This is a genomic window from Paenibacillus sp. LT-B23, from assembly GCF_059417685.1.
Genome location: NZ_JBSQBM010000023.1, coordinates 57,773 through 79,478, shown reverse-complemented (window position 1 = coordinate 79,478; position 21,706 = coordinate 57,773). Strand labels below are relative to the sequence as shown.

The 21,706-nt window shown below is 47.9% G+C and carries 19 protein-coding genes; 18 read left to right on the top strand and 1 reads right to left on the bottom strand.

The genetic code is table 11. From position 1 onward, the window contains the following. The first annotated feature begins 45 nt into the window (after positions 1 to 45). The 6 genes from pstC to ACWXW9_RS23795 all read left to right on the top strand — a co-directional run bounded on the left by pstC (position 46) and on the right by ACWXW9_RS23795 (position 5,191). Positions 46 to 978: a phosphate ABC transporter permease subunit PstC gene (gene pstC, locus ACWXW9_RS23820; RefSeq protein ID WP_494931466.1), complete on the top strand. Its 933-nt coding sequence runs from the start codon at positions 46 to 48 to the stop codon at positions 976 to 978. After that, positions 978 to 1,874 (top strand): phosphate ABC transporter permease PstA, encoded by an 897-nt coding sequence (pstA, locus tag ACWXW9_RS23815; protein ID WP_137062810.1) that lies wholly within the window; start codon positions 978 to 980, stop codon positions 1,872 to 1,874. The genes pstC and pstA overlap by 1 nt, the downstream gene beginning before the upstream one ends. Positions 1,875 to 1,890: 16 nt before the next feature. Then, the gene (gene pstB / locus ACWXW9_RS23810) at positions 1,891 to 2,724 is read left to right on the top strand and encodes a phosphate ABC transporter ATP-binding protein PstB (protein ID WP_354453460.1); all 834 of its coding nucleotides are present in this window, start codon (positions 1,891 to 1,893) and stop codon (positions 2,722 to 2,724) included. Positions 2,725 to 2,931: 207 nt separating this feature from the next. Next, positions 2,932 to 4,140, top strand: coding sequence for a pectate lyase (gene pelA, locus ACWXW9_RS23805; RefSeq protein ID WP_494931465.1), 1,209 nt, complete (start codon positions 2,932 to 2,934; stop codon positions 4,138 to 4,140). Between the two features lie 137 nt (positions 4,141 to 4,277). Beyond that, positions 4,278 to 4,796, top strand: coding sequence for an acyl-CoA thioesterase (locus ACWXW9_RS23800; protein ID WP_430037792.1), 519 nt, complete (start codon positions 4,278 to 4,280; stop codon positions 4,794 to 4,796). Next, complete coding sequence (locus tag ACWXW9_RS23795) at positions 4,793 to 5,191, top strand: FxsA family protein (RefSeq protein ID WP_483873424.1); 399 nt, start codon at positions 4,793 to 4,795, stop codon at positions 5,189 to 5,191. The genes ACWXW9_RS23800 and ACWXW9_RS23795 overlap by 4 nt, the downstream gene beginning before the upstream one ends. 31 nt (positions 5,192 to 5,222) lie before the next feature. On the opposite strand, the gene ytvI is transcribed toward ACWXW9_RS23795, so the two are convergent. Next, a complete protein-coding gene (gene ytvI, locus ACWXW9_RS23790) occupies positions 5,223 to 6,341 on the bottom strand; it encodes a sporulation integral membrane protein YtvI (RefSeq protein ID WP_494931464.1) in 1,119 nt (372 codons plus the stop codon). Between the two features lie 345 nt (positions 6,342 to 6,686). On the opposite strand from ytvI, the gene citZ reads away from it, so the two are divergent. The 12 genes from citZ to mutM all read left to right on the top strand — a co-directional run bounded on the left by citZ (position 6,687) and on the right by mutM (position 21,633). Next, positions 6,687 to 7,799: a citrate synthase gene (gene citZ / locus ACWXW9_RS23785; RefSeq protein WP_494931463.1), complete on the top strand. Its 1,113-nt coding sequence runs from the start codon at positions 6,687 to 6,689 to the stop codon at positions 7,797 to 7,799. A gap of 151 nt (positions 7,800 to 7,950) precedes the next feature. Beyond that, positions 7,951 to 9,246, top strand: a complete 1,296-nt coding sequence (gene icd / locus ACWXW9_RS23780) for an NADP-dependent isocitrate dehydrogenase (protein WP_494931462.1) — start codon at positions 7,951 to 7,953, stop codon at positions 9,244 to 9,246. A 15-nt stretch (positions 9,247 to 9,261) separates the two neighbouring features. Then, positions 9,262 to 10,203, top strand: a complete 942-nt coding sequence (mdh, locus tag ACWXW9_RS23775; protein ID WP_494931461.1) for a malate dehydrogenase — start codon at positions 9,262 to 9,264, stop codon at positions 10,201 to 10,203. A 500-nt stretch (positions 10,204 to 10,703) separates the two neighbouring features. Further along, positions 10,704 to 11,120 (top strand): hypothetical protein, encoded by a 417-nt coding sequence (locus ACWXW9_RS23770; RefSeq protein ID WP_494931460.1) that lies wholly within the window; start codon positions 10,704 to 10,706, stop codon positions 11,118 to 11,120. A gap of 217 nt (positions 11,121 to 11,337) precedes the next feature. Further along, positions 11,338 to 12,207 (top strand): SDR family oxidoreductase, encoded by an 870-nt coding sequence (locus ACWXW9_RS23765; RefSeq protein ID WP_494931459.1) that lies wholly within the window; start codon positions 11,338 to 11,340, stop codon positions 12,205 to 12,207. A gap of 171 nt (positions 12,208 to 12,378) precedes the next feature. After that, a complete protein-coding gene (pnpS, locus tag ACWXW9_RS23760) occupies positions 12,379 to 14,181 on the top strand; it encodes a two-component system histidine kinase PnpS (RefSeq protein WP_494931458.1) in 1,803 nt (600 codons plus the stop codon). A 128-nt stretch (positions 14,182 to 14,309) separates the two neighbouring features. Beyond that, complete coding sequence (locus ACWXW9_RS23755; protein ID WP_010349065.1) at positions 14,310 to 15,041, top strand: response regulator transcription factor; 732 nt, start codon at positions 14,310 to 14,312, stop codon at positions 15,039 to 15,041. A 146-nt stretch (positions 15,042 to 15,187) separates the two neighbouring features. Next, positions 15,188 to 16,312, top strand: a complete 1,125-nt coding sequence (locus ACWXW9_RS23750) for a methyl-accepting chemotaxis protein (RefSeq protein WP_494931457.1) — start codon at positions 15,188 to 15,190, stop codon at positions 16,310 to 16,312. Positions 16,313 to 16,439: 127 nt separating this feature from the next. Next, positions 16,440 to 17,198 carry a phosphate ABC transporter ATP-binding protein PstB gene (gene pstB, locus ACWXW9_RS23745; protein WP_494931456.1) on the top strand — a complete coding sequence of 253 codons (759 nt, stop codon included), beginning with the start codon at positions 16,440 to 16,442 and terminating at the stop codon, positions 17,196 to 17,198. A gap of 40 nt (positions 17,199 to 17,238) precedes the next feature. Further along, on the top strand, positions 17,239 to 17,898 hold the full coding sequence (phoU, locus tag ACWXW9_RS23740) for a phosphate signaling complex protein PhoU (RefSeq protein WP_192512834.1): 660 nt from the start codon (positions 17,239 to 17,241) through the stop codon (positions 17,896 to 17,898). A gap of 178 nt (positions 17,899 to 18,076) precedes the next feature. After that, positions 18,077 to 20,731 (top strand): DNA polymerase I, encoded by a 2,655-nt coding sequence (gene polA, locus ACWXW9_RS23735; RefSeq protein WP_494931455.1) that lies wholly within the window; start codon positions 18,077 to 18,079, stop codon positions 20,729 to 20,731. A gap of 71 nt (positions 20,732 to 20,802) precedes the next feature. Then, positions 20,803 to 21,633, top strand: a complete 831-nt coding sequence (gene mutM / locus ACWXW9_RS23730; RefSeq protein ID WP_494931454.1) for a DNA-formamidopyrimidine glycosylase — start codon at positions 20,803 to 20,805, stop codon at positions 21,631 to 21,633. Positions 21,634 to 21,706 lie beyond the last annotated feature (73 nt).

Sequence of the window (21,706 nt, the reverse complement as noted above, 5' to 3'; positions counted from 1 at the left end):
CGGACTAGCGTCCAGCCTCTATTCTTCCGTTAAAGGAGTCACAGTATGGAACCAATTGAAGGGAAGGCATACATGGAACAGAATAAACGATCCCGAGGTATGAAAGAAAGGCATTACTGGGAAGAATGGACCGGCCGCATTTATACGTCGGTTTGTGTCGTTTTTTTGGTTGCAGTCATTGTCTCCATTGTATATTTTGTCGCCTCCAAAGGTGTAGCTACATTTGTGGTGAATGGAGTCAGTCTGCAAGAGTTTTTCTTCGGAACCAAGTGGGGCCCGGATGGTGAGCCCAAGTCCTTCGGCGCACTTCCGTTTATTACAGGCTCTTTTGCTGTAACCGTTCTGGCGGCTTTAATCGCCAGCCCGCTCAGCTTGTGTGCGGCTTTATTTATGACGGAAATCGTACCGAAATCCGGCAAACGTATCCTTCAGCCCGCGATTGAATTATTATCCGGTATTCCGTCTGTAGTATACGGCTTTGTCGGCTTGACCGTAATTGTTCCGTTGCTGCGGAACGTGTTCGGGGGACAAGGCATCGGGATTCTCGCGGGCTGTCTCGTCTTGTCTGTAATGATTTTACCGACGATTACGAGTATTATGGCGGACGCATTGTCCTCCTTGCCGGGTGGTCTGCGTGAGTCTTCTTACGCTCTGGGCGCTACTCGCTGGCAGACGATTGCACGCGTCATTATACCAACGCTGCTGCCTGCTCTGTTAACAGGAATTATTCTCGGTATGGCTCGTGCCTTCGGAGAAGCGCTGGCTGTACAGATGGTGATCGGGAATGCTCCGCATATACCGCAATCCTTGCTGGAATCCGCTTCGACCTTGACCAGCGTAATTACACTTAGCATGGGCAATACAGCTATGGGCTCGGTTCATAACAATGCTCTCTGGAGCATGGCGCTTGTTCTCCTGCTCATGACATTCATCTTCGTGCTGCTGGTAAGGCTGCTTGAAAGGAGAAACCGGATTTGATGAAGGCTAAAACGACTGACAAAATCGCTACATTTGTAATCTGTTTCTTCGCTCTATTCATTGTCGTACTTCTAGTGGGCTTGCTGGGATTCATTTTGGCACGCGGAGTCAGTCACATTTCCTTTGACTTTTTAACCAGTGCTCCCCAGACGCTACGCGCAGGCGGGGGTATCGGCCCGCAATTGTTCAACTCTGTATTCTTACTTATTTTAACCTTGATTATCACCATTCCGATTGGCTGGGGTGCCGGTATATACATGGCGCAATATGCAAAGCCGGGGAAAATTACGGACTTCATACGACTTGTCGTCGAGGTATTGTCTTCGTTCCCGTCCATTGTCATCGGTTTGTTCGGACTTTTACTGATCGTAAATACGTTTAATTTTGGTTTTTCCCTGTTATCAGGGGCATTGGCTTTAGCGGTATTCAACCTGCCGCTGATGGTTCGAACGACAGAGCAGGCTTTCCGGGCTGTGCCCAAGGAGCAAAAGGAAGCCGGACTTGCGCTCGGATTGTCCAAGTGGAAAATCATTACCTCTATTTTGCTGCCTGCTGCGCTGCCAAGCTTGATTACAGGGACGATTTTGGCCGCAGGCCGCATTTTCGGGGAAGCAGCAGCGTTGCTGTTTACAGCCGGGATGAGTACACCGCCGCTTGATTTTACGGACTGGAATCCATTGCATGCCAGATCGCCCATTAATCCGATGCGTCCTGCCGAGACACTGGCTGTGCATATCTGGAAGGTTAACAGTGAAGGCATCGCTCCTGATTCCAAGGATATTGCCGCAGGCGCTTCCGCGGTATTGGTGCTGCTCGTACTTGCCTTCAACCTGATCGCAAGATGGTTCGGAAGAGTTGTCTACCGCCGCCTGACAGCTGCCAAACGGATGGATTAGAAAGGGGATGGGAAACATGGAACAAGTCATTACGCGAACGGCAACACCTGCAACACCCATACAATCTACGCGCTCGGAACAACTGGCGGGGCAACCTCCGCAACCATTCAGTACCGAGGATTTGAGCATTTATTACGGCAGCTTTGAGGCCGTGAAAAAAGTAAATCTGGCCTTTCCCGAGCAGACAGTGACTGCTCTGATCGGGCCTTCCGGCTGCGGTAAATCGACCTTTTTGCGCTCTCTCAACCGGATGAACGACGAGATTGCGTCTTCCTCGACGACAGGACACATCTGGATGGACGGACAGGATTTGACCGCACCGGGCACAGATGTGATCAAGCTGCGTCAGCAAATTGGCATGGTGTGGCAGCGGCCTAACCCGTTCTACAAATCCATTTATAATAACATCGCTTTCGGTCCCAAATACCGGGGTGTTCGTAAAAAGAAACAGCTTGATGAAATCGTCGAAAGCAGTCTGCGTAAAGCAGCACTATGGGATGAGGTTAAGGACCGTCTTCATGATTCCGCTCTGGCGTTGTCTGGTGGACAGCAGCAGCGGCTTTGTATTGCGCGCGCGCTATCCGTCCAACCGAAAATTTTATTGCTTGACGAGCCGGCCTCTGCGCTGGACCCTGTATCTACAGGCAAGGTGGAAGAGCTGATTACCGAGTTGAAAAAAGAGCTGCGCATCGTCATCGTGACGCACAATATGCAACAGGCGGCACGGATTTCCGATTATACAGCTTATTTTTATATCGGGAGTCTGGTCGAGCATGGCAAAACGAATGATATTTTCACTAATCCTGAAAATGAGCTGACCCAGGAGTACATTATGGGGCGGTTTGGGTAAGCGAGACCGTTCATCGGCTTACTATATATGAAATAGGATAAATCCTCTTACTAATCTAGTATTAGTAAGAGGATTTTTTTATTAGTTTAGTAAACTCTTTCATTTGTATATAATAAAATATATTGATTATTTGGGTATATTTTCATATAATACATGTGTTTAATAGTTTTTGAGGTACCCACAATCATATTAAAGGAGAGGTTTGGAATGAGGTTTAATGTCAAAGAATCTGTCAAGTGGATCGCCCTTTCAGGAATGGCGATTACAGTAACAACAGGGCTTATTAACCCTTCGTGGGCGGCAGCGGAGCAGGATTCAGCTGATGCGGGGGTGAATGTTACCCAAGCAGTGTATGGTGATACGGCCATTTACAAAAATGCTGTTGTTCCATTGGCTAGCGTAAGTGCGGACAGTTTGCTGGATAAGTACCGTGATTTTAGTAAATTTTCTACTGGCGATGTATCTAAGGATACCAAACTGGCCTTGAATATCGTATCGTGGCAATTGCCGCATGGCGGATTCTTCAAAGCTATGGAAAAGAATTATAAATCCAAGTGGGATGGTAAAGCTGCACGCTCCACCTGGAAGAGCAAGGATGGCGTAGAGCTGGGAACATTTGATAATGAGGCTACGACAACTGAAATTCGCTTTTTGGCGGATGTATACAAAAAAACAAAAAATAAAGACATTAAGGACAGTGTACAAAAAGCAGTTGACTTCGTTCTAACCTCTCAATATTCCTCCGGTGGCTGGCCTCAAGTATACCCTAAACGCGGTAATTATTCTGATGCCGTAACTTACAACGATGATGCAATGGTTAGAGTTATGGTGTTGGCGGACGATATTGCGAACAAGAAGCAGCCATTTGATAGCGATATTCTGGACAATACATATCGCTCCAGACTTCAGCAAGCGCTAAACAAAGGCATCCAATACACAATTAAGTCTCAAATTGTAAATAATGGTACACCGACGATCTGGGGTGCACAGCATGATCCGGTTACTTATGCATCTGTTGCGGCTCGAGCATTTGAGCTTCCTTCCAAAACAACTACGGAATCAGTAGGCATCACGGCCTTCCTGATGTCCCAACCGCAAACGGCTGAGGTGAAAAAAGCAGCTCAGAGCGCCTTGAAATGGTTTGACACTAATCGGATCGACGGGATCAAATACAATCGTCAAGGTCCGGAGTTTTTCCAAAAGGACGCATCGAGCGTAATGTGGTATCGTTTCTACAATGTGGAAGACAATAAGTACTTCTTTTCAGACCGGGATGGCAAAAAGTATACGGACATCATGAAAATCAGTGAGGAGAGACGACTCGGTTATGCTTGGGCAGGAAGTCAAGCGAAAAGTCTGTTGATTGCAGCTTCGGAAAGCGGATATTACAAATTGTCCAAGCCGTTGCCAAAATGATAAAGCCATCATTTTAAAATACTTAAGAGGGCGAGCCATAACGGTTCGGCCCTCTTTTTGTTCCGGGGCGGTAAATATGGTTTAATGGAGAGAGGGCAAATATAGAGATAAAGATGCACACAGATAGGAGAGCTTGTATGACACAAGAGGAGAAACAAACGGAATTACGCTGGTATGGAGCGCCGCTGCGTGTCCGTTATCAGGAAAGCGACCAAATGGGGGTCGTGTACCATGCCAATTATCTGAACTGGTTTGAGATCGGGCGTACGGAAATGATCCGGCAGGCAGGCTTTAACTATCGGAGCATGGAGGAACAAGGCGTTCTGCTGCCCGTTATCGAAATCAATGCGAAATATGTGAGTCCTGCCCGATATGATGATTTGATTACCATTTATACCGCGATTACGGACTTCTCCAGACTACGTCTGAACTACACTTATGAGGTCCGGCGTGTAACAGCCGAGGAGCATCAAAGCCAGGTGGGAAAGGTGTGGACACAGGCAGACACACTTCCGGGAGAGCTGCTCGTAACCGGGGTGACACGCCACGTATGGGTGAGCACTGAATGGAAGCCCGTCCGACTGGATCAGGCGCTGCCTAAGCTGTACACCGCGCTACGATCTGCGATGTCAGGCGGGGAGGGAGAGAAAGCGTGATGATGCGTAAACGTCTATGGCTGTTGCTGTTGATTATCCCTCTGGCTGAGCTGTACGGGTTCATATGGGTAAGTCACTGGATTGGAGCGGGTAAAACCATTCTGCTTATTATTCTGACGACCCTGATCGGAGCCGCTATGATGCAATTTGAAGGCCGCAAGGTCATTGCTGATGCGAAAAATGAAATGAATCGGGGACAAATGCCCGGCCGCAAAATGCTGGATGGATTATGTGTCTTTTTCGGCGGGAGCTTGCTGCTTATCCCCGGATTTTTAACGGATATTATCGGTTTTACGCTGGTTTTTCCTTTGACCCGTGCGTTGTACCGACGCTTTTTATTGAAATGGCTGGAGAAAAAAATGAAAAATGGCAGTATTACGTTTCGGCGGTTTTGACGAAGCTGCCGTTTTTCCTGCTCCAATCATTTTAACGGACTCTTCCGGCGAGAATATAATTGCGCAAGTCCTGAATGACGTTGGCGCGATTCAGCGCATCGACTACAATGAGGGACACAGGCCCGATAATCAGTCCCAGCATACCAAACAGCTTGAGCCCGATGAACATCCCAATAAGGGTGGGAAGCGGGTTCAAACCCACGCTGCTGGCCAGTACTTTAGGTTCTACAATTTGCCGTCCCACCAACAGGATGATATAGAGGATCGACAATCCCACCCCTAATGCCAAATTACCCGACATATATGCATATAAAATCCACGGAATCATCACAATGCCAACCCCTAAATAAGGAAGCAAATCAACCAGCCCGATCATCAAACCGATGGTGAAGGCGGATTCTACACGCAAAATGAACAGTCCAATAATGACGGTCACCGCGGTAATGGAGATTATAATAAACTGTGCGCGCAAATAACCAAACAACGCCTTGCGCAGATCGTGCCATATCCCCGACATGGGCTTGCGAATCGTATCAGGAACCGTATTCGAGAGCATTCGGCTATGTTGGTCCCAGTCCTTACTGATAAAAAATGCCGCTAATACAATAACCATCAGCACCGCGCCCATGTTAGGCAGAGAGGTCAGCAAATTCAGAATACCATTAAAAAATTGGGCAACCAGTGTGGTGACAGCCGAACTGACTGTCTGGGTTGTTTTATCAATATTGCTGTTAATTGTATGGTAGTAATCGGGGTTATTGCGGATAAATTGGTTAATTTCATTAATTACATTTTGGATCAGATCGCTCTGAGTCCAGTCGATAAACAGGCTTTTAAAATGTTCAATATGTCCGTCAAAGGTCATGGTGAGCCTGATGATCTCTCGAACCATCCGCGTTATGGCCGCAGAGAGGACAACGGCGATTCCGCCTAAATATACAAATAACGAGACCGTGACAGCCATCCAACGTGGCAAGCGGGCCTGGCTGCGCAGAAAGCGGACCAGCGGATTCATGGCATAGGCCACAACCCAGGCGAACAGGAAGGGATAGATGAGAGGGAACAGCACGTATATGCCCAGCAACAGAGCTACAATCACGACTGCGACCCACAGAGCGCGAAATATGCGATTCAGGATCAACCGGCTCATGCTCTCACGGCTCCTTTCTTTTACAGTTGTATTCCATGAAATAAGTGCTTTACTATACATATGCAAGAAGGGGGTGAGACAAGACCTGTGTAAAAAAGTGCAAAGGGAATAATAAATTTTGTAAGGGGTTTCAAAAAATTCTTTATAAACCCGATAAAACATTTGAATGTGTCGGAATAGCCCTGAATGTTCACATAAACGACAAAATCCAGTATAGTGAAAGAAGGTTTAAATATTGACATATGGCGTTAACATTACTTATTTATTTAAAAAGCAAAACTTACTTTTGAAAATGTTTACATTGCAAGTCCGTTCACAATGTTTTTACAAAGGAGAGATGTAACGATGACAGCGACTAAAGGTCTGGAAGGGATCGTAGCGACCACTTCCTCCATAAGCTCTATCGTAGATGGCGTTCTCACGTACCGGGGTTATAACATTGATGATTTGGCTGTTAACGCCGCTTTTGAAGAGGTAGCTTATTTGTTGTGGTTCGGAAAATTGCCTGATCAAGCCCAATTGCAGGAGCTTCGCGACCAATTAAGCGAATATGCTGCCATTCCGGATGAAATTATTACTCAATTAAAGCTGTACCCGAAAGATTTGAGCACGATGGCTGCCCTGAGATCAGCCGTATCGTCTCTTGCCTTGTATGACCCACAGGCGGATGATATGTCGGGAGAGGCCAATGTGATCAAAACCGTCAAGCTTCAGGCGCAATTGCCCACAATTGTGGCGGCCATAGCGCGTGTGCGCGAAGGGCTGGAGCCGATTGCGCCCAAGAAAGGTGTTTCTATCGCTGAAAACTTTCTGTATCAGCTTACTGGCAAAGACCCAGAAGAGACGGCTATCAAAGCGTTCAATCAGGCTCTTGTGCTGCATGCCGATCATGAATTGAATGCATCGACCTTTGCTGCACGCGTGACGGTAGCAACACTATCCGATATTTATTCCGGCATTACGTCGGCAATCGGAGCTTTGAAGGGACCACTGCATGGCGGAGCCAACGAAGCTGTTGCTAAAACCCTGGAGGAAATCGGCGGTTTGGATCAGGTGGATTCGTATATTCAGACCAAACTGGATAACCGCGAAAAAATTATGGGCTTTGGACATCGTGTCTATAAAAACGGTGATCCGCGTGCCAAGCATTTGCACAAAATGTCCCGCGAACTGGGCGAAATGAACGGCGATACGACGTTGTTCGATATTTCGGTTCGAATCGAGGAAATTGTGACAGGACAAAAGGGCTTGAAGCCGAATGTTGATTTTTACTCTGCCTCTGTTTATACCCAACTGGGTATCAAAAGAGACCTGTTCACACCGATCTTTGCCGTGAGTCGTGTATCGGGGTGGACAGCGCACATTTTGGAGCAGTACGAAAATAATCGTCTGATCCGTCCGCGCGCTGAATACACAGGTCCGATTGACCAAAAGTATGTGTCTCCGGAATTACGCTAATCACTTGTTGTACGAATATTGAGGCTGTATACCCTGAATTAAAAAAATAAGGTACAATAGAAGGGACGGCGAGAGATGCGTGTTTTTGTCTATGATGAAGATCACGTCTTTCGCCCTGTACCCATTCATATCTGAGGAGGAAAAGGAACTTATGGCAAAATTTGAAAAGTTTGAGCTCCCAACTGAAGGCGAAAAAATTACGATTGATAACGGTCAACTACAGGTTCCGAATCATCCGGTTATTCCGTTTATCGAAGGCGACGGCACAGGCCGCGACATCTGGAAAGCATCCAAGCGCGTACTGGACGCAGCTGTAGATAAAGCATATAACGGTTCCAAGAAGATTGCCTGGTATGAAGTATTCGCTGGTGAGAAAGCTTTCAATACATACGGCGAGTGGTTGCCTAACGATACCTTGGAAGCCATCCGTGAGTATATTGTAGCCATCAAAGGGCCGCTTACGACACCGATTGGCGGCGGCATTCGCTCTTTGAACGTAGCATTGCGTCAAGAGCTGGATCTGTACGTATGTCTGCGTCCTGTTCGTTACTTTAACGGTGTTCCGTCTCCGGTGAAGCGTCCTGAATTGGTAGACATGGTTATTTTCCGTGAGAATACTGAGGATATTTATGCTGGTATTGAGTATGCTGAAGGCTCCGAGGACGTGAAAAAAGTCATTCAGTTCCTCCAACAAGAGCTGGGTGTGAACAAAATCCGTTTCCCTGAAACGTCGGGTATCGGGATCAAGCCGGTTTCCTCCGAGGGTTCAAAACGTCTGGTGCGTGCAGCCATTCAGTATGCTGTTGACCACGGACGAAAGAGCGTAACGCTCGTACACAAAGGCAACATTATGAAATTTACCGAAGGTGCCTTCAAAAACTGGGGTTATGAAGTGGCTGAGGAAGAATTTGCAGATAAAGTATTCACTTGGGCTCAATATGATGCTATCAAGGAAAAAGATGGTGAAGATGCGGCAAATGCAGCTCAAAAAGCAGCTGAAGATGCAGGTAAAATCATCATCAAGGATGCGATTGCTGACATTGCACTGCAACAAGTACTGACTCGTCCTTCCGAATTTGATGTTATTGCTACGCTGAACCTGAACGGGGACTATTTGTCTGATGCATTGGCTGCTCAAGTCGGTGGAATTGGTATCGCACCAGGTGCGAACATTAACTATGTAACTGGGCATGCTATCTTTGAGGCTACACACGGCACAGCGCCAAAATATGCTGACAAAGATGTCGTAAACCCTGGTTCCGTTATTTTGTCCGGCGTGATGCTGCTTGAGCATTTGGGCTGGCACGAAGCGGCAAACCTGATTTACAAAGGACTGGAAACGTCCATTAATAAAAAAATCGTAACGTATGACTTTGCCCGTCTGATGGAAGGTGCTACACAAGTGAAATGCTCCGAGTTCGCAGATACCATTATTAGTAACCTGTAGAGAGGGGAATGCCACGTGACCATTCAACGCAAAAAAATATCCATTGTTGGCGCCGGTTTTACCGGTGCCACTACCGCATTGCTGCTGGCCCAAAAAGAGCTGGGTGATATCGTTCTGATCGATATTCCGCAACTTGAGAATCCGACCAAAGGCAAAGCGCTTGATATTTTAGAGGCCAGTCCGGTCCAGGGATTTGACAGCCAGGTCACAGGCACTTCCAATTATGAGGATGCAGCCAACTCGGATATCGTCATTATTACAGCGGGGATTGCGCGCAAGCCAGGCATGAGCCGTGACGATTTGGTAAATACGAATGCAGGCATTGTAAAATCCGTATGTGAAAACGTGAAGAAGTATGCGCCGGATTCTATCGTCATTATTCTGAGTAATCCGGTCGATGCCATGACCTATACCGCATATCAGACGCTTGGTTTCCCGAAAAATCGGGTCATCGGCCAATCTGGTGTGCTGGATACGGCTCGGTATTGTACCTTTATTGCACAGGAACTGAACGTATCCGTCGAAGACGTGCGTGGCTTCGTATTGGGTGGTCACGGTGATGATATGGTGCCGCTGGTACGCTATTCCAGTGTTGGTGGTATCCCTATCGAAACCCTGATTTCGAAGGAACGTATCGAAGCGATCGTACAGCGAACGCGTGTCGGTGGCGGGGAGATTGTTAACCTGCTGGGCAATGGTAGCGCATACTATGCTCCGGCGGCATCGCTTACACAAATGACAGAAGCGATTGTGAAGGACAAAAAGCGTATCATTCCGGTTATTGCCTATCTGGAGGGAGAGTACGGTTATCAGGACTTGTTCCTCGGCGTACCGACACTTCTGGGTGGTAATGGTATCGAAAAGGTGTTCGAGCTGGAATTGACCGACGAGGAAAAAGTAGCGCTTGATCAATCCGCCGAATCAGTCCGCAATGTAATTAAAGTAGTCACTATATAAGCTTGCTTACCTATAAAACGGTATACTTTACTTTAAGAGGTGTTCCAAAGCCATAGTCATGGCTGGCGGACACCTCTTTTCGCTTTATAAGTAATCTATTTGTTTTCTTCCTTTTCCTCTAATTACTGAAAATTTCAGCTTGGGTTTGCTGGCACTGGCGGAGCGGACGGAACGATTGCGGACAAGCGTAAGCGCTCGCCTTTGTCTCCGGATGTATACCATATCAAATATATCCAATAAAATCCGGAGACAACAGCGACGGTAGCAACGTTCCGTTCGCGGAGCCTCTCCATTCCAGCACCCACTCAAGCTGAAACTTTTCTCACCGTCTTCCTTTGCTTTGTCCTGCTTCCCCGGTATAATAGATTTCGTATGCATTGATAGTGTACATAGAAAAGCATGTCCCAAAACACTGAAATGATGGTAGTCTACTCGTTGGAATATGATCGTTCTATGGAAAAAGAGTTTGTAAGAAAACAAAGAAATGGAGGTTGTGAAAAATGTCTTTTATTCACATTATTGGATCACTGGCGATGGGTTTTTATTTATTGCTCCCCTTCGTGGTTGGCAAAATCGACAAATTGGCTCCTAGTGTGCAGGAAGGAACGATATCGGCTGTTCAGCTATTGAACCGTTTGGCTCAATTTGCACTGATCCTTGTGCTTGTTAGCGGTATCTATATGATTTTTGCCTGGGGTCCATATTCAGTGGCCTGGATCGTCGTCGTCTTGCTGCTGTTTCTTGCTATTTCCGGCATCGCAGGTGCTATGGGCAAGCCGTTACGGCTGTCGCTGGAAGCGATTCGTAACCAACAACCTATTACGCAATACGCTGGCAAAATGCGAACGTTCAGTACGCTGCTTGCCGTCTTCCTGATCCTGATTACGTTTTTAATGGTATACAGCCATATTATTTAATCAAGCATTTGGCGAGCGCCTGCAATCGAATGATGCCAAATGCTAAATTTGAAAAAAGCGGTTTGTGCTGAATAAGCACAAGCCGTTTTTTTGTGCGTTCAACGAACTTCATGCTCCTTTTTTCGTTTAACGTACAAGCCCATGTGGTAAATCAGGAGTAGAGTGGGTGCAAATGTTGCATCCTATAAGATATCTAATCTTGAAAGGAGAATGTACGATGGCCAAAAGCAACCAAACCCAACAAACCTTGCCTCCGCAGCATCAAGAACAGCAACCGGGGGTTGAATCCAAAATGTCGCCCGCACCTCAGTTTGAGAAGTCTACCTATAAGGCGGCTGGCAAACTAACAGGCAAAGTCGCACTCATTAGCGGTGGAGACAGTGGTATCGGACGCGCTGTAGCTGTTACGTACGCAAAGGAAGGTGCTGACGTAGCTATCATCTATCTGAACGAGCATAAGGATGCTGAGGAGACGAAGCGCCAGGTAGAGCAGGAGGGCCGCAAATGCGTACTGATTCCAGGCGATATCGGAGATGACCAATTTGCCAAAAAAGCAGTTCAACAGACGGTTAACGAGCTGGGCAAGCTGGACATAGTCGTGAACAATGCCGCAGAGCAGCATCCACAGCAGAAGCTGGAGGATATCACGAAAGAGCAGCTGGAGCGTACATTCCGTACGAATATTTTTGGTATGTTCTTCCTGACGCAATCGGCATTGCCTCATTTGAAGAAAGGCAGCGCCATTGTGAATACCACGTCGATTACGGCCTATGCCGGGAACAAGACACTCATTGATTATTCATCCACCAAAGGGGCGATTACTTCATTCACCCGTTCCCTTTCGCTCAATTTGGTCGATCAAGGCATTCGGGTAAATGCTGTAGCACCGGGTCCGGTCTGGACACCGCTAATCCCTTCGACCTTTGATGCCAAGACTGTCAGTGAGTTCGGAGGCGCGCAGCCGATGAAACGTCCCGGTCAGCCGGAAGAATTGGCGCCAGCCTATGTGTACCTTGCTTCGGATGATTCATCTTATGTAAGTGGGCAGGTCATTCATATCAACGGCGGTGAAGTCGTCAACGGATAAGAGAGAGGTTGGGGCAGCGTGTGCCCTGACCTTTTTTCCTTTTTAACAGTGGAACAAAAAGCAGGTAGCCTGTAGAATGGGTTTTAACCTCAGGATTTTTGCAAACTCCTCACTTACATAGCTGTGATGAACCTAAAAAATTTCTACTTCACTAAAGGATGGGCAAATTGTATGAAGTCGTTTCGTTTCAGGCTTACCTTGATTATGCTGATTTTGATCGGCGTATCTGTCCTGGCTGCCGGAATCACCATGGGACAAATTTTTAAAAACTCGAATATGAAGGTGCTTGAGGAAAATATGGGGCGTGAGATCGACCTGCTTCGGGCTACATTTCCTTTTGTCAGCGCAGACGCTCTTTCCAGTACCGATTACGTCTCCTACTATTCGGAAAAGGCAAAGGAAATTGCACGTCTGACGGACTCACGGGTGACCTTCATTCGCAAGGATGGAACGGTTGTTGGCGATTCACTAAGCGATCCGCGCAAGATGGAGAACCATGCATCACGTGAAGAAATCCGGGAAGCCGCGTCAGAAGGAATCGGACGGACGATACGCTACAGTGAAACTTTGCAGCGGAATATGCTGTACGTGGCAGAGCCTGTCGTATCCGACAAGGGGTTCGACGGATATATTCGTTTATCCATGAATCTGAAAGCAGTAGAGGAAGGAGTGCAGCGTGGCTGGACGGCAATTGGCATTGGTCTGGTCTTGTTGTTCCTTGCTGCTGGATTGGTCAGTTACCGTATCGCGCGTGGTCTAACCTCGCCTATTGAGCATATTACAGGCGTAGCCAATCGTATTTCCGGGCTGGATTATGACGCAAGAGTTGGCGTACAGCGCCGGGATGAGGTAGGGCAGTTGGGGGACGCCATTAACCGTATGGCAGACAGCCTGCAAAACCAAATGAAAACAATTCGTGATAATGAGGATTTGCTTCAGAGCGTCATGAGCAATATGACCGGAGGGATTCTCATGATTGATGCCGGGGAGCAGATTGCGCTTGTGAACCGTGAGTCTGAGCGGATGCTTGGTGTCACTAGCAAACGGGTGACGGACAAGCCTTATCATGAGCTGAAAAAGCACTACGAGCTGACGAAGCTGATTGAGGGTAGTATACAAAGCCGCGAAAGATTGCATGGTGAGGTTCATCTGTATAATCCCGAGGAACGGCTGATTCTGCTCGATGGCGTGCCGATGTATGAGGATGAAGGCGGATATCGCGGCATGCTGTTCCTATTGCAGGATATTACAGCTATTCGGCGGCTTGAAAATATGCGAAGCGAATTTGTGGCGAATGTTTCCCATGAGCTAAAAACGCCGATTGCCGCAGTCAAGGGCTTTGCCGAGACGTTGCTCGGTGGCGGGGTAAAGGATGAGGAAACATCCCGTTCCTTTTTGCAAATTATTTATGATGAAAGCGAACGGCTGAATCGGCTGATCGGCGACATTTTGGAGCTGTCCAAAATTGAATCCAAGCGTTCTCCACTGGATTGCTCTCCGGTTCATGTGTCCTCGTTTATAGAATCATTGCTGGAAAAGCTGAATAATGTAGCTGCCAAAAAGAGAATTACACTGCATATGGATGTCCCGGATGAACTGTTTATGGAGGCGGATGAAGATAAGCTCCAGCAGATTTTTGTAAACCTACTGTCTAATGGCATTAACTACACACTCGACGGTGGCAAGGTGAAAATCAAGGTTGTAACGGTACAGCGGGAGAATGACACGGAGAAGGTTGTTTTTACGGTTAGCGATACGGGCATCGGGATTCCGAAGAAGGACCTGCCGCGCATCTTCGAGCGCTTTTACCGGGTGGACAAAGGACGTTCGCGCAACTCGGGTGGAACCGGCCTGGGATTGTCTATCGTCAAGCATTTGGTGGACCTGCATCATGGGGTGCTTTCCGTAGAAAGCGAGCTTGGTTTGGGCACGACATTTACAATTGAATTGCCGTTGTTGCAACAGGAAGAATGAACTAGATCGATTTTTACATTCTGTTAACAATGCCGTGATAAAATATACGGGTGTCGCATGAGTATGGAAAAGATTTTGGAATTTTGACCAATGCGCCTTTAAAAGGTAAACAGGAGATGAATTTATTTATGGGACAACGCTTGCTGGTTATTGAGGATGAACCAACGCTTGCCAGATTGCTATCCTACAATTTGATACAAGAGGGGTTTGAAGTAGATACGGAGGATCATGGCAGTGCAGGGTTTGAAAAAGCCTCTAGAGAGTCCTACGATTTGATCCTGCTGGATTTGATGCTGCCCGGTATGAACGGACTGGATATTTTGAGCAGACTACGCCATCAGGGACTGACAACACCCATCATTATTTTAACGGCCAAAAACGGCGAAGCCGAGGTTGTCCAAGGATTGAAATCAGGAGCAGATGATTATATTACGAAGCCTTTCGGTGTTTCCGAGCTGCTGGCCCGCGTAACGGCGGTACTGCGTCGTACTTCCGGGGGGGATGAAGGCGTGCTGTCCGATCAGAAAGACGGCTCCAAAATTCAATTAGGTGAGCTGGAGATTTATCCTGAAAAATATGAAGTGATTCTCGGAGGACAATCCATCAGCTTAAGACCGAAGGAATTTGAGGTACTTCTCTACTTGTCCCGTAAGCCGGGCGTGGTATTGACTCGCGACGATCTGATGAACGCGGTCTGGGGCTTCGACTACATTGGCGGTCAACGGACGGTAGATGTGCATGTTAGCTCATTGCGCAAGAAGCTGGAGCTGGACCCCGATTCGGTTCATATTGATTCGATTCGCGGAGTTGGATACAAGCTGGTTGTTAATAAAAAAAGAAGCGCTTCTCATTTACTATAAATGAGAAGCGTTTTTCTTTGTGTTCGATTTTTGTGTACATTTTGTGATTTTACGTTTCGTTAACATAAACAGACGTTACAATCAACAAATGACCGATATGATGTTCCCGTCACTCCAAGTAGTTAAAAAAAGGGGACTTCAGAACGATGATAACGGAACCAAAGACCCAGCCGAGTTCCACTGCCGTGATTGAACGTGAATCCAACAAGCCGATTACTACCTACGTGCCGTGCCGGGAGGTTCCGATCATTGGTACGGATATGTCTTGTAAAGAGCTGTTAGCACTTATGAAAACGCAAGAAGACATTCCTTGTGTCATAGTCGTTGATAAAAATGGCCTTCCGTTGGGCATTATTATGAGAGATGCGTATAATCGACATTTTACGGGCAGGTTTGCTGCGGCTCTGTTTTATGACAAGCCTGCGGCAATATTTGCCGACCCCGATACATTAATTGTAGATCTGGAAAGCCCGGCATCGGACATTGTAGAGCAGGCGATGCTGCGCCAAGATCAACAATTTTACGACTGCCTGCTAATTAAGGAAGGTACGCGGTTGCTTGGCGTACTGACCATTCGTGATATTTTGTCCGTCGTTCAGCGGATGCAGAAAGAAGCGGATGATCATCGGGGCAACGTGGTACGGCATAGCTATGATGGTGTCCATCGGATTCAGACAACTGTGCTGGATGCCGCTAAAGAGGCCGGTGACAGTGTGCGTCTAACCCGTTCGATGAGTGAATTATCATGTCGTGGCAAAATAGAACTGGAAGATGTTCTACTCTCCTATCGTGCAGTCACAGAGCAAATGAAGCGCCAACATGAGCAGATTACAGCGCTTACCCAATCGCTGAATGACATTGCAGGCATGGCTTCCTCCATCCGCGCACTCGCGGATCAAAGTGGACTGCTGGCGATCAACGCTTCAATTGAAGCAGCACATGCCGGCGAACACGGGCGTGGCTTCCAGATCGTGTCTCAGGAGGTGCGGAATATGTCACTTCAGACGAAAGCCTTTTCCGCACAGATTACAAGCTTGCTTACAGATATTGAACAAATGCTGCGTGACACTGCCGATCTGACGGATACGAGCATGCAGCAGATTAATAGCGGCTCCCGGTATATATCCGCTGGAACCCAAACGTTTACCCAATTGTTGCAGGCCGTTGCTGAAATTGAGACCAAAAACAACGAAATGTCCCGTTCCGCAGAGGAAGCAGCTTTGAATGCAGCCGGGATTGCACAGGAGCTGGAGCTTATGCTGAATTCCTGATCATTTTACATACCGTTAACAAATCCACCACACTGAATTTACACACAGCTTATATAATCTTCATATTGTGCAAATCAGGTGCAATGCTTGAGGACCATAACTGCAACACGAAGGAGATCATAAATCAATGAATGATTCCGTTATTCAGATTGATAAGCTGAACTTGTATTATGAAAATTTTCAAGCGCTGAAACATATAAACCTGGATATTCCTGAAAAAACGGTAACAGCCTTCATCGGACCGTCCGGATGCGGTAAATCTACCTTGCTGCGTACATTGAATCGGATGAACGATATGATCCCAGGAACGCGTATTGAAGGAACGGTGAGTATCGCAGGTCAGGATATATATGGTGATACGATGGAAGTAGAAGCCCTGCGCAAGCAGGTGGGAATGGTTTTTCAACAGCCTAATCCATTTCCTAAATCTATTTATGATAACGTGGCGTACGGCCCGCGTCTGCACGGAGTCCGGCAAAAGGACAAGCTGGACGAACTTGTTGAGCAAAGCTTGCGGCAGGCGGCACTCTGGGAAGAGGTTAAGGACTTTCTCAAGCGTTCAGCCCTGAGCTTGTCCGGTGGACAGCAGCAGCGTCTGTGTATTGCCCGGGCGCTTGCTGTGCAGCCGGATATTCTGCTCATGGATGAGGCAACGTCAGCCCTGGACCCGATCTCCACGATGAAGATTGAAGAACTGGTTCAAGAACTGCGCGACAGGTATACGATTGTCATGGTGACGCATAACATGCATCAGGCGGCTCGTGTGTCCGGTCGGACTGCGTTTTTCTTGAACGGTGTCGTGGTAGAGGCGGCGGATACAGAGACGATGTTTTCCACACCGCAAGATTCCCGTACGGAAGATTATATTTCCGGCCGATTCGGCTAAAGCCAACCAGATTAGTAATGCCAGGAGGGGTGACTTCGAAATGATACGCAGAAAAGGTTTTGATGAAGGATTAGATGAGCTGAGAGCCGTACTGCGCGAAATGGGTGCACATGTATCGAAGGCACTCGATCAGGCCATCGAATGTTTGCAGACCAAAAATACGGAATTGGCCCAGCAGGTGGTCAAAAATGATGCATCCCTCAATGCGCTGGAAGAGAACATTCTCGATATGGGCTCCAAGCTCATTATTACCCAGCAGCCGGTAGCCAAGGATTTACGCCGGATCATTGTTGCTTTTAAAATTTCCAGTGATCTGGAAAGGATGGGGGATTTGGCACTCGATATTGCCAAGGTCACGCTGCGTCTGGAAGGGCAGCAGGTCATCAAGCCGCTGGTGGATATTCCACAGATGGCTTCGATTGTTAAAGAGATGATTGACGACGCCATTACATCCTATTTGGATGAAAATACAGATTTGGCTTATAAAATGGCCAAAGAGGATGATCGTGTAGATTCCATGTATAGCCATATGATCAGCAATCTGTATGTGTTTATGGTAGAAAAGCCTGAGGAAGCTCCACAAGGCATGCTGCAACTGCTCGTTGGACGATATATTGAGCGGATTGGTGACCATGCGACGAATATCGGTGAAAGCACCGTATATCTCGTGACAGGGGAGCGGCCGGATTTGAACCAGTAGGGCTTTTTAGGTATATAGCGGTTGTTTCTGACCCAGACTTGTCTTTGTGCAAAAAGGCGAATCTGGTTAGGAAACAACCGTTTTTTTCTGAAAAAGGAGCCTTTATGTTAAGATAGGAAAAGGAATGCGTAAAACGAAAGAACCTTTCGAATGCATTGATGAACTTGCGAGGTGCTAAATGGATAAACTCATGCTTATAGATGGCAACAGTATCATTTACCGGGCGTTTTTCGCTATGCCGCCGTTAACGAATTCGAGCGGACAGCAGACGAACGCGGTGTACGGATTTACAACGATGTTGCTGCGGCTTTTGGAGGAGCACAAGCCGACGCATATACTGGTTGCCTTTGATGCCGGAAAAATAACGTTTCGCCATAAAGGATATGAGGATTACAAGGGTGGACGGGAGAAAACGCCGCCGGAGCTGTCCCAACAATTCCCGCTACTAAAAGAGCTGCTGACCGCCTTTGGCATTGCCCAGTTTGAGCTGGATGGCTATGAGGCGGACGATATCATTGGAACCCTGTCTAAAACCGCGGACGAAGCTGGTTTTAACGTGCTGGTGGTTACCGGAGATAAGGATATGCTTCAGTTGGCTTCGGACAACGTCACTGTCGGCTTGACCCGCAAAGGGGTTACCGAGGTGGAGACATACGGACCTGAACAGATTCAGGAGCGTTACGGCTTGAAGCCGTTGCAAATTATCGACCTCAAGGGTCTGATGGGCGATACGTCAGACAACATTCCCGGGATTCCGGGTGTGGGGGAAAAGACAGCGCTCAAGCTGCTGCACCAGTATGGATCGGTGGAAGAGGTGCTGGCGCATACAGATGAGCTGAAAGGCAAAATGAAAGAACGCGTCGAAACGCATGCAGATGATGCACGGATGAGCAAGGATTTGGCGACCATCTATCGGGATGTAACGCTGGACAAGCAACTGGAGGATGTCGTCTTCGGTGGGCTGCAAGCTGAAACGGCGGGACCTGCGCTGGCGAAGCTGGAGTTCAAGTCCTTGCTGGAGCGTTTATCCTTTTCGGGCGAGGTTGGCAGTGCGGGAATAGACGTAGAGGAAGCTGCGGCTGACGTGACCGTATTGGACGAACAGCGGATTAGCGAGCTGGTAAATGTACTGGATACCGTCGATCTGCTACATGTAGAGACCCATGGAGATAATCCGCATCATGCTGAAATTGTGGGTCTGGTCTTTGGCGGAGCGGGGCGACAGTTTTTTATGACCTTGGATGTACTGCAAACTGATGCAGCCAAGCCTGTCCGTGAATGGCTCGCCGATGCTGGGCGCAAAAAGCGGGGGCATGATCTGCACCGTACGGATTTAGCCTTGCATTGGCACGGGATTGAATTTGCCGGGGCGGAGTTCGATGTACAGTTGGCCGGATATTTGCTGGACCCGACGGATGCAAACCAGTCGCTGAGCGGATTGGCAGCCAAGCATGGATTGTCCTCGATTCGTCCGGACGATGAAGTATTCGGCAAAGGCGCTAAATATAAAGTACCTGACGTGGATGCGCTGTCCGATCATGTGGCACGCAAGGCGGCGGTGATTGAAGCGCTGGTGCCTGTACAGCAGGCCGAGCTGGAAAAAACGGAAATGCACAAGCTGTTCCATGAGCTGGAGATGCCGTTGTCCCGGATTCTGGCGGATATGGAGAAGCAGGGTATTTTGGTGAATGTGGAAGAACTGCGCGCTTTGGGTAAAGAATTTGAAGCCCAGATTGAAACGCTGGTGCGCGAGATTTACAGCATTGCCGGTGTGGAGTTCAATCTGAATTCGCCCAAGCAGCTAGGTGAAATTTTGTTCGATAAGCTGGGCCTTCCTGTTATCAAAAAGACGAAAACCGGGTACTCCACCGATGCCGAGGTACTGGAAAAGCTCGCCCCATATCATGATATTGTGCAAAACATTTTGCAGTACCGTACCATTGCGAAACTCCAATCCACGTATGTGGAAGGATTACTTAAGGAAATTTCGGATAAAACGGGCAAGCTGCATACGTATTTCCGGCAGACGGTTGCAGCAACCGGACGATTGAGCAGTCAATTCCCAAATTTGCAAAATATCCCGATTCGTCTGGAAGAGGGACGTAAAATCCGCAAGGTATTTGTGCCTTCCGAGCCGGGCTGGTCTATTCTGGCGGCGGACTACTCGCAGATCGAATTGCGAGTGCTGGCTGATATTTCGGATGATGAGCGCTTGAAGGAAGCCTTTGTCCACGATATGGACATTCATACGAAGACCGCGTCCGATGTGTTCGGCATCCCTGCGGAAGACGTAGATTCTAACATGCGGCGTTCTGCCAAGGCGGTTAACTTCGGGATTGTCTACGGGATCAGTGATTACGGTTTGTCGCAAAACCTGAATATTACGCGCAAGGAAGCGGCTCGCTTTATTGACCAGTATTTTGACGTGTACCAGGGCGTCCGCCGTTACATGGATGATATTGTGAAGGATGCGAAGCGGGACGGATACGTAAAAACGCTGCTGGAGCGCAGACGTTATTTGCCGGAGATTAATGCCAGCAACTTCAACCTGCGTTCGTTTGCGGAGCGTACCGCAATGAATACTCCGATTCAGGGTACCGCAGCCGATATTATCAAGCTGGCGATGGTACAGATGGACGCGGCGCTTCGCGAACGTAATCTTCGCAGCCGTATGCTGCTTCAAGTACATGATGAGCTTGTTTTCGAAGTTCCGCCGGAGGAAATGGAAACGATGAAAGAGCTTGTCCCGGCTACGATGGAAGCGGCGCTGAAGCTGTCTGTACCGCTTAAAGCGGAAGTTAGCTATGGAAGCAATTGGTATGAAGCGAAATAAGTTATTTCAATGAGCAGATAGTCCCATTTTAACGCTGCTTCCGTTATAATATAGGATGAGGTGAAGACATCATGCCGGAATTACCGGAAGTAGAAACGATTAAACGAACGTTAAACGAGCTTGTCGTCGATAAACATATAGATCATGTGACTGTGAATCTGCCGCGCATCATTCAGCGGCCTGATGATATACATGCTTTTGCTATGGAACTGGCTGATCATCGGATTACAGGAGTGGAGAGACGCGGGAAGTTTTTGCGGATTCTGCTGGATGGACTGGTACTCGTTTCCCATCTCAGAATGGAAGGGCGATATGGCCTGTATTCGCAAAATGATCCTGTGGAAAAGCATACTCACGTTATCTTTCATTTTACGGATGGTACGGAATTACGCTATCAGGATGTTCGCCAATTCGGCACGATGCATTTATTTACGGAAGGACAGGATTTGCTGGAGAAGCCGCTGAACAAGCTCGGTTTGGAGCCGATGGACGAGTCCTTTACACCGGAGGCACTTCGCGAAGCTGTGGGGACCCGTTCGACTTCGATCAAGGCAGCGCTGTTAAACCAGTCATATGTCGTGGGCATCGGGAATATTTATGTGGATGAGTCGTTGTTTAAGGCGGGTATACATCCGGCACAGCCAGCCAAAAGTTTGGATGACAACCAGTTTCGTGTGCTGCACGAAGCTATTATCTCCACACTGAGCGCGTCGATTTTGGTCGGAGGCTCGTCCATCAAATCATTCGTCAACGGACAGGGTGAATCGGGAGACTTCCAGCATCAATTGCAGATCTACGGACGCAGCGTTAAGCCTTGTGTTAACTGTGGTACATTGATCGAAAAATCCGTTGTAGCCGGACGTGGTACACATCATTGTCCGGTCTGCCAGCCTCTGCGCTAAGCAGGTACAGTCACCCAAAGCCCATACCTCTCATATATTGATTTCAAGTACCAATACTGCGAAGGGTTCCGGC

Bases quoted from the DNA above. Each gene is read 5' to 3' on its own strand.
- pstC (WP_494931466.1), top strand. From the start codon at position 46: ATGGAACCAATTGAAGGGAAGGCATACATGGAACAGAATAAACGATCC.
- pstA (WP_137062810.1), top strand. From the start codon at position 978: ATGAAGGCTAAAACGACTGACAAAATCGCTACATTTGTAATCTGTTTC.
- pstB (WP_354453460.1), top strand. From the start codon at position 1,891: ATGGAACAAGTCATTACGCGAACGGCAACACCTGCAACACCCATACAA.
- pelA (WP_494931465.1), top strand. From the start codon at position 2,932: ATGAGGTTTAATGTCAAAGAATCTGTCAAGTGGATCGCCCTTTCAGGA.
- ACWXW9_RS23800 (WP_430037792.1), top strand. From the start codon at position 4,278: ATGACACAAGAGGAGAAACAAACGGAATTACGCTGGTATGGAGCGCCG.
- ytvI (WP_494931464.1), bottom strand. From the start codon at position 6,341: ATGAGCCGGTTGATCCTGAATCGCATATTTCGCGCTCTGTGGGTCGCA.
- citZ (WP_494931463.1), top strand. From the start codon at position 6,687: ATGACAGCGACTAAAGGTCTGGAAGGGATCGTAGCGACCACTTCCTCC.
- icd (WP_494931462.1), top strand. From the start codon at position 7,951: ATGGCAAAATTTGAAAAGTTTGAGCTCCCAACTGAAGGCGAAAAAATT.
- ACWXW9_RS23770 (WP_494931460.1), top strand. From the start codon at position 10,704: ATGTCTTTTATTCACATTATTGGATCACTGGCGATGGGTTTTTATTTA.
- ACWXW9_RS23765 (WP_494931459.1), top strand. From the start codon at position 11,338: ATGGCCAAAAGCAACCAAACCCAACAAACCTTGCCTCCGCAGCATCAA.
- pnpS (WP_494931458.1), top strand. From the start codon at position 12,379: ATGAAGTCGTTTCGTTTCAGGCTTACCTTGATTATGCTGATTTTGATC.
- ACWXW9_RS23755 (WP_010349065.1), top strand. From the start codon at position 14,310: ATGGGACAACGCTTGCTGGTTATTGAGGATGAACCAACGCTTGCCAGA.
- ACWXW9_RS23750 (WP_494931457.1), top strand. From the start codon at position 15,188: ATGATAACGGAACCAAAGACCCAGCCGAGTTCCACTGCCGTGATTGAA.
- pstB (WP_494931456.1), top strand. From the start codon at position 16,440: ATGAATGATTCCGTTATTCAGATTGATAAGCTGAACTTGTATTATGAA.
- phoU (WP_192512834.1), top strand. From the start codon at position 17,239: ATGATACGCAGAAAAGGTTTTGATGAAGGATTAGATGAGCTGAGAGCC.
- polA (WP_494931455.1), top strand. From the start codon at position 18,077: ATGGATAAACTCATGCTTATAGATGGCAACAGTATCATTTACCGGGCG.
- mutM (WP_494931454.1), top strand. From the start codon at position 20,803: ATGCCGGAATTACCGGAAGTAGAAACGATTAAACGAACGTTAAACGAG.